We start from the raw sequence: 6,189 nt of genomic DNA, 5'->3' as shown, positions 1-6,189 counted from the left end.
CGGCGACCTCCTCGGCGGTGGCACGGGCGAGGTCGACCGCCTCGGCGCACAGACGGTCGGGGGTGCGGCTTCGCGTTGTCGCTGCGCTCACAGGTATCGCTTCTCTCCTACGCCGTCTCACGTGTGCGCCACTCCCAGCGCGGGGGCGGACGGAGCGGACCGCAGGACCGCGTCGACGTCCACGCCCCTTCGTGCTCGGGCGCGCCTCCATCCATTCTGCGGGATGGCTGAGATACGCACGCTACCTTCTCCCGTGCGTATGGCCTACACCGACGGTGGTTCTCGGGCCGCCGCGCGCCGCGATCCGCCCGGACCGCGGCACCCCGCACCGGCCGTCACCCGCCCGCCGCACCCACGTGCCGCACCGGCGTGGCGGGGACCCGGCGCAACGGGCGGCGGACGCGGCGCCGGTGCGGCGTTCCACCGGACAGCGGCACGCGCCGGAGCCGTCACCGCGGTGACGGGCACTACGCACCGCCGTATCGGGGCACTATGAACGTCGTGGCTACCGCGAGGACACCCCAGGGCGCCACCGGGACCGGTGAGGCGAACGGGGTCAGGGTGAAGGGAAAGGGCCGGCGCGCCGGGACGGGCCGACGCGTCGGGGAGGGCCGACGCACCGGGGAGGGCCGGACGGGGCGTCCGCTGCGGGCGCTCGGGCGCGGCCTGCGCTTCCCTGTGACCGGGACCGCGCGCGGGATCCGCCGCGCGACCCACGCGCACGGGGCCGGCGAGTCCGGGCTCGGCAAACTGATCGAACTGCACGGGGTGAACGGCGCCGGCGACGTCATGATCACCATCGCGCTCGCGTCGACCGTCTTCTTCTCCGTGCCCACGGACGAGGCCCGGGGCCGGGTCGCCCTCTACCTCGCCATCACGATGGCCCCGTTCACCCTCCTGGCCCCGGTGATCGGCCCTCTCCTCGACCGCCTCCCGCACGGCCGCCGGGCCGCGATGGCGGGCGCGATGTTCGCCCGCGCGGTCCTCGCCCTGGTGCTGTCCGGGGCGGTCGTCACCGGCAGCATCCAGCTGTATCCGGCCGCCCTCGGCGTGCTGGTCTCCTCGAAGGCGTACGGGGTGGTCAGAAGCGCCGTGGTGCCCCGGCTGCTGCCCCCCGCGTTCTCCCTGGTGAAGGCCAACTCGCGGGTCACCCTCGGCGGGCTGCTGGCCACCGGCGTCGCGGCCCCGATCGGCGCGGGCCTCCAGCAGATCGGGCCGCACTGGCCGTTGTACGGGGCGTTCGTCCTCTTCATGGCGGGGACGGTGCTGTCGTTCACGCTGCCGTCGAAGGTGGACTCCGCGAAGGGGGAGGGGACGGCGCTGCTCGCCGCGGACGAGACGCATCTGCACGGCCCGCACCTCAAGCCGGTCAAGCGGCCCGGCCTGCGCACGGTCGGCCCGGCCGTCACCCACGCGCTGGCCGCCAACGCGTCCATCCGCTGCCTGACCGGGTTCCTGATCTTCTTCCTCGCGTTCCTGCTGCGCGAGCACCCGATGACCGGGCAGAGCGCCGCCGTGTCCCTGGGGGTGGTGGGTGTGGCGGCGGGCGCCGGCAACGCGCTCGGCACGGCCGTCGGGGCGTCGCTGAGATCCCGGGCGCCGGAGATCATCATCGTGACGGTGGTCGCCTGCGTGGCCGCGGCGGCGGTCGCCGCGGCGGCGCTGTTCGGCGCGGTCGTGATCGCCTGCCTGGCCGCGGTCGCCGGGTTCGCGCAGGCACTGGCGAAACTGTCCCTGGACGCGCTGATCCAGCGGGACGTGCCCGAACTGGTCCGCACCTCGGCGTTCGCGCGCTCCGAGACCCTGCTCCAGGTGGCGTGGGTGCTCGGCGGGGCGGTCGGCATCGCGATGCCGCTGATCGGGTCGCTGGGCCTGGCGGTGGGCGCCGCGATCGTCGCCACGGGCTGGCTGACCACCGTGCGCGGCCTGCTCGGCTCGGCCCGGCACGGAAGGGGCACCGGACGCGCGCGCGTGGCGTGAGCCGGCCCGCCGTACCCCGGAGGCCCCGTATGCCGGAGGCCCCGTGCGTCGGGGCGCCGTACGGCCACGAGGGCGCTCCGCACGACGGGGACTCCGGCCGGCAGGGACTCCGCACGACGGGGACTCCGTCCGGCGGGGACCCCGCGCGGTGAGGCCCCCGTACGGCGGGGAGGCCGTGCGGCGACGGTGCGGCGCCCGCGCGGGTGGCGTAACGCTCCGGCCACGCCGTACCCCCGCATGGGGGGCCCGCGGGACGTGCCCGATAGCCTTTCTTCCATGACCACGTTGCCTCGCGGCGCAGCCGCTCCGAGTGCCCGCGCCGTGCGGCGCCGCCGTGCCGTCGCCACCGCCGGTGCCGTATCCGCCGGACTGCTCGTCCTGTCGGCCTGTGACAAGCCGACGGCGATCTCCACCCTCACCGTCGGCAGTTCCTCGGTGAGCTCCGAGGCGACCTGCGGGGGCCGCGGCGACGCGCTGAAGGCCGCCGACGTCACCAAGTGCCTGCAGGACAAGGGCGTCGAGGAGATCACGGTCGACCCGGACGAGACCGTGCGCTTCGGTGTCGACCCGGAGATCGCCGACAAGGGCTGGACCATCCTGATGAACGGCCAGCCGCTGACCGACCCCAGCACCAAGACGTACCGCACCATCCCCGGCAGCGTGTTCTTCAACGCCCAGTACGGCGCCCAGGGCAACTCGACCCTGGTGTCGGTCAAGGAGGGCGGGAGCAACGCCACGGGCCTGTGGTCCTTCCGGCTGAAGAAGGACACCTGATCGACCCGGGGCGCGGCCCGGGCGGTCCCGGCGCCTCCGCCCGCCCCGCGCACCGCGCCCGCACGGGGCCGGGGGCCCGGGGCGGCGTCCTCGTGGTCGCCGCGGTCCCCGCCGAGCGGGACGCGGTGACCGGGGCGTTCCCGGGTGCCCCGCGCGAGACCGCCCTGCCGGGGGTGACCGTGGTCGAGGTCGCCGACGGCCCGGACGTGCTCGCCGCCGGGGTCGGCCCGGCCCGCGCCGCCGCCTCCACGGCCACCGCCCTCACCGCCGCCGCCCTGGCCGGCCGCCCCTACGGCCTCGTCGTCTCGGCCGGGATCGCCGGCGGTTTCGCGCCGCACGCGCCGGTCGGCTCGCTCGTCGTCGCCGACGAGATCACCGTCGCCGACCTGGGTGCCGGGACGGCGGACGGCTTCCTGCCGGTGACCGCCCTCGGCTTCGGCACCGTCACCCACCTGCCCCCCGCCGCCCTGGTCCGGGACGCGGCCGCCGCGGCCGGCGCCCTCACCGGCGCCGTCCTCACCGTGTCGACGGTGACCGGCACCGCGGCCCGCGCCGCGGACCTCGTCGCCCTGCACCCCCGCGCGCTCGCCGAGGCCATGGAGGGCTTCGGGGTCGCCGAGGCCGCCGCCGCGCACGGTGTGCCCGTGCTGGAGATCCGGGCGGTGTCGAACCCCGTCGGCCCGCGCGACCGCGATGCCTGGCGCATCGGCGACGCCCTGACGGCCCTCACCGAGGGCTTCGGGAAGCTCGCACCCGTCCTGGAGAGTTGGAACCGGCATGACCAGTGAATCCCGCAAGCCCGGTGAGCCCGTCGAGTCCGTCCGATCCGGCGGACCCGGTGTGCCGCGGCGGTCCGCGACCGGCGGCCGGCCGCTGGACATCGCGTACTCCCCCTGCCCGAACGACACCTTCGTCTTCGACGCGCTCGCCCACGGCCGCGTCCCCGGCGCGCCCGCCCTCGACGTCACCTTCGCCGACATCGACGTCACCAACGGGATGGCCGAACGCGGCGAGTCCGACGTGCTGAAGGTGTCCTACGCGGCCCTGCCCTACGTCCTCGACGAGTACGCCCTGCTGCCCTGCGGGGGCGCGCTGGGCCGCGGCTGCGGCCCGCTGGTGCTGACGCGGGACGGGCGGCCCGGGGACCTGAGCGGGCGCACGGTCGCGGTGCCGAGCGAGAGGTCGACGGCGTACCTGCTCTTCCGCCTCTGGGCGGCGGACACCCTGCCCGGCCCGATCGGCGAGATCGTCGTCATGCCGTTCCACGAGATCATGCCGGCCGTGCGGGACGGGAAGGTCGACGCGGGACTCGTGATCCACGAGGCGCGCTTCACGTACCGGAACTACGGGCTGCACAAGCTCGCCGACATGGGCGAGCACTGGGAGCGGACCACCGGGCTGCCGATCCCGCTCGGCGCGATCATCGCCAAGCGGTCCCTCGGCCCCGAGACCCTGACCCTGCTCGCCGACGCGGTCCGCGCCTCCGTACGGGCCGCCTGGGACGACCCCGGGGCGACGCGCCCGTACGTCATGGAGCACGCCCAGGAGATGGACCCGGACGTCGCCGACCAGCACATCGGGCTGTACGTCAACGAGTTCACCGCCGACCTCGGCGAGGACGGCTACGCGGCGGTGCGGGGCCTGCTGACGCGCGCGGCGGCCGAGGGACTGGTACCGCCCCTCGGCCCGGACGCGCTGCGGTTCCCGTGACGGGACCGCCTCACACGTCCAGCTGGTCGGCGACGGCGCGCAGGAGTCCGGCGATCTGCTTGCCCGAGGTGCGTTCCGGGTAGCGGCCCCGCTCCAGCATCGGCGTGATGTTCTCCAGCAGGGTCGTCAGGTCCTGGACGATGGAGGCCAGCTCGTCGGGCTTCTTGCGCTGGGCGGCGGCGACCGACGGGGCCGGGTCGAGGACGGTCAGGGACAGGGCCTGGTCACCGCGCTGCCCCGCGACCACGCCGAACTCGACGCGCTGGCCCGGTTTCAGCGTCTCGAGTCCGGCGGGGAGGACCGAGGAATGGACGAAGACGTCACCGCCGTCGTCACGGGAGAGGAAGCCGAAGCCCTTCTCACTGTTGAACCACTTGACTTTGCCGGTAGGCACGTCTGTCCTCGTCCTCGTACTCGTCGGGAGACTGCTTCGGAAAACGGCTCTTGATAGCACTCGGGCGGGTCCCGGTGACCCGCCGCCACCAAGGCTAATGGTCTTCGGGCGGGTGACAAGACTGTCGCCGGGTTGTTCCCTCGGGCCAGGAACTACCCTGGTCGGGTGGCTGACAAAACCCAAGCGAATTCCCCGGCTCCCGGAGACGGCCTGGTCCGGGCCGGCGGCATCGTGTTCATCATCGGCGCCGTGGCCACTCTGGTCACGGTGGCCCCGTTGTTCCTCGGAATCGAGGCCTTTCCGACGTACATGTTCGTGCTGAGCATGCTCATGGGCGTCGGATTCCTGATGGCCGGCGCGGGCGTGCTGCGCTCGGCCGCGGCGGGACGCCGTCAGGCGCGCGCCGCCGGGGAGTAATCCGGGCTGTTCCCGTTCTCCCCGCCGTTACCGCCGTTCGCGTGGTGCGAGAACCAGCCGGGGAATTCCGTCAGGTCGGTGAGGACGACGTCCGCGCCCGCCGCCCGCAGTTCCGCGGGGTCGCAGGGGCCGGTGGCGACGGCGACGGACAGCGCGCCGGCGGCCCGCGCGCCGCGCACGTCGCCCACGTGGTCGCCGACGTACACCCCCGCGCCGTGCTCGCGCAGCGCCGACGCCTTCCGCTCGGCCCACAGGCCGCCGATCACGGCGTCCGGTGCGATGCCGAGGTGCGCCAGGTGCAGCCTGGCGTTCGGTTCGTGCTTCGCGGTGACGACGACGGCGCGCCCGCCCGCCTCGCGCACGGCGGTCACGGCCTCGTGGGCGCCGGGCAGCGCGGGCGTGGCGGCGATGGCGTACGCCGGGTACATCGCCCGGTACAGGTCCGCCACCTCGTCGATCCGCTCCGCCGGGAACCAGTGGGCCAGCTCGTCCGTCAGGGGCGGCCCCAAACGGGTGACCGCGAGGTCGGCGTCGATGGGGGTCCCGGTCCGCTCGGAGAGCGCCCGGTAGCAGGCGCGGATGCCGGGCCGGGAGTCGACGAGCGTCATGTCGAGGTCGAAGCCGACGGTGGGGGGAAACGCGGTGGTGGAGGCCATGCCTGCCATTGTGCCCAGCGCACGCAAATAACGGAGCGCACCTGTACGACGGGCCGCACGTACCTGCGGGGTCGCACGGTCATGACGGGCTGCACGGGCACGACGGGCCGCCGGCGTCGTGCCTCCGCTCAGCGGGGGCGCTGGGAGCGCCAGGTCAGGAACAGGGCCGAGGCGACGGCCGCGGCCCGGACCACCCAGGGCCAGGTCTCGGCGACGGCCTCGTCCATGGTGCCGTCGGCGAGACCTGGCCCTGGGTGG

Annotated in this window: 7 protein-coding genes and 1 pseudogene; 5 read left to right on the top strand and 3 right to left on the bottom strand. The window is 74.6% G+C overall.

The genetic code is table 11. The features are described from left to right. Positions 1–121: pseudogene (locus tag AOK18_RS32075) on the bottom strand (DUF3027 domain-containing protein); the annotation flags it as partial. 380 nt (positions 122–501) lie between these two features. Here AOK18_RS32075 and AOK18_RS22435 point away from each other — a divergent pair. The 4 genes from AOK18_RS22435 (at position 502) to AOK18_RS22420 (ending at position 4,464) form a co-directional block, all read left to right on the top strand. Next, a complete protein-coding gene (locus AOK18_RS22435; protein WP_055695512.1) occupies positions 502–1,980 on the top strand; it encodes an MFS transporter in 1,479 nt (492 codons plus the stop codon). A gap of 276 nt (positions 1,981–2,256) precedes the next feature. Next, on the top strand, positions 2,257–2,754 hold the full coding sequence (locus tag AOK18_RS22430; protein WP_240503275.1) for a DUF2703 domain-containing protein: 498 nt from the start codon (positions 2,257–2,259) through the stop codon (positions 2,752–2,754). A gap of 92 nt (positions 2,755–2,846) precedes the next feature. Further along, the gene (locus AOK18_RS22425; RefSeq protein WP_055571558.1) at positions 2,847–3,542 is read left to right on the top strand and encodes a futalosine hydrolase; all 696 of its coding nucleotides are present in this window, start codon (positions 2,847–2,849) and stop codon (positions 3,540–3,542) included. A 91-nt stretch (positions 3,543–3,633) separates the two neighbouring features. Next, on the top strand, positions 3,634–4,464 hold the full coding sequence (locus AOK18_RS22420; protein ID WP_055695511.1) for a 1,4-dihydroxy-6-naphtoate synthase: 831 nt from the start codon (positions 3,634–3,636) through the stop codon (positions 4,462–4,464). Between the two features lie 10 nt (positions 4,465–4,474). Here AOK18_RS22420 and AOK18_RS35180 read toward each other — a convergent pair whose 3' ends face one another. Next, a complete protein-coding gene (locus AOK18_RS35180) occupies positions 4,475–4,858 on the bottom strand; it encodes a cold-shock protein (protein ID WP_055574276.1) in 384 nt (127 codons plus the stop codon). 165 nt (positions 4,859–5,023) lie between these two features. On the opposite strand from AOK18_RS35180, the gene AOK18_RS22410 reads away from it, so the two are divergent. Continuing rightward, positions 5,024–5,275: a hypothetical protein gene (locus AOK18_RS22410; protein ID WP_055574275.1), complete on the top strand. Its 252-nt coding sequence runs from the start codon at positions 5,024–5,026 to the stop codon at positions 5,273–5,275. On the opposite strand, the gene AOK18_RS22405 is transcribed toward AOK18_RS22410, so the two are convergent. After that, positions 5,251–5,931 (bottom strand): HAD family hydrolase, encoded by a 681-nt coding sequence (locus AOK18_RS22405; RefSeq protein ID WP_055574277.1) that lies wholly within the window; start codon positions 5,929–5,931, stop codon positions 5,251–5,253. The genes AOK18_RS22410 and AOK18_RS22405 overlap by 25 nt on opposite strands. Positions 5,932–6,189 lie beyond the last annotated feature (258 nt).

This window comes from Streptomyces prasinopilosus, assembly GCF_001419695.1.
GTDB classification, from domain to species: Bacteria; Actinomycetota; Actinomycetes; order Streptomycetales; family Streptomycetaceae; genus Streptomyces; species Streptomyces prasinopilosus.
The sequence above is the reverse complement of the archived record's forward strand: the minus strand, read 5'-3'. Positions and strand labels throughout refer to the sequence as shown.

Excerpts from the sequence above, each read along its gene's own strand:
- AOK18_RS22430 (WP_240503275.1), top strand. The coding sequence starts at position 2,257 with ATGACCACGTTGCCTCGCGGCGCAGCCGCTCCGAGTGCCCGCGCCGTG.
- AOK18_RS22405 (WP_055574277.1), bottom strand. The coding sequence starts at position 5,931 with ATGGCCTCCACCACCGCGTTTCCCCCCACCGTCGGCTTCGACCTCGAC.